Genomic DNA, 422 nt, shown 5'->3' with positions numbered 1-422 from the left:
CCATAGTGCATGGATTATGAACTGCATAGCTGAAATCACTGTACAAATCAGCAAGATTTTTTGAGTTCTTAATCGCCTTTTCCTGACTGCCGTATTCTTTGAGAATGGAAAACATGTTAACTGAATTCTTCTCATACTTAAAATCAGATCTTTTGGAAGCTTGATTTATCTCAGCTTCCAAACTTCTCTGATATTGCTCTCTGGAAATACCAGTGTTATAATAATTGAAATGCAGAAGATACCAAAGCTCAAATGCCTCATTTGACCAGGCACAATGTATTTTGGGATTAGAGTTTTCACCTTTATTTATCGCGTTATTGAAATTGCGTGCTGGAAAACTGTCTTTATCAAAAACTGCCCAAACTTTATCTATCGTTCTTAAATACTTGTCTTCATATTTAGTACGAAGCTTAATGGCCTCC

1 protein-coding gene is annotated in these 422 nt (G+C 35.3%); it reads right to left on the bottom strand.

Translation table 11 applies throughout. The features are described 5' to 3' along the window. A partial coding sequence (locus tag C6366_RS18880) for an RloB family protein (protein WP_146164960.1) occupies positions 1–422 on the bottom strand: 422 nt, incomplete at both ends.

It is taken from the genome of Desulfonatronum sp. SC1 (assembly GCF_003046795.1).
Taxonomy (GTDB): Bacteria; Desulfobacterota; Desulfovibrionia; order Desulfovibrionales; family Desulfonatronaceae; genus Desulfonatronum.
The sequence above is the reverse complement of the archived record's forward strand: the minus strand, read 5'-3'. Positions and strand labels throughout refer to the sequence as shown.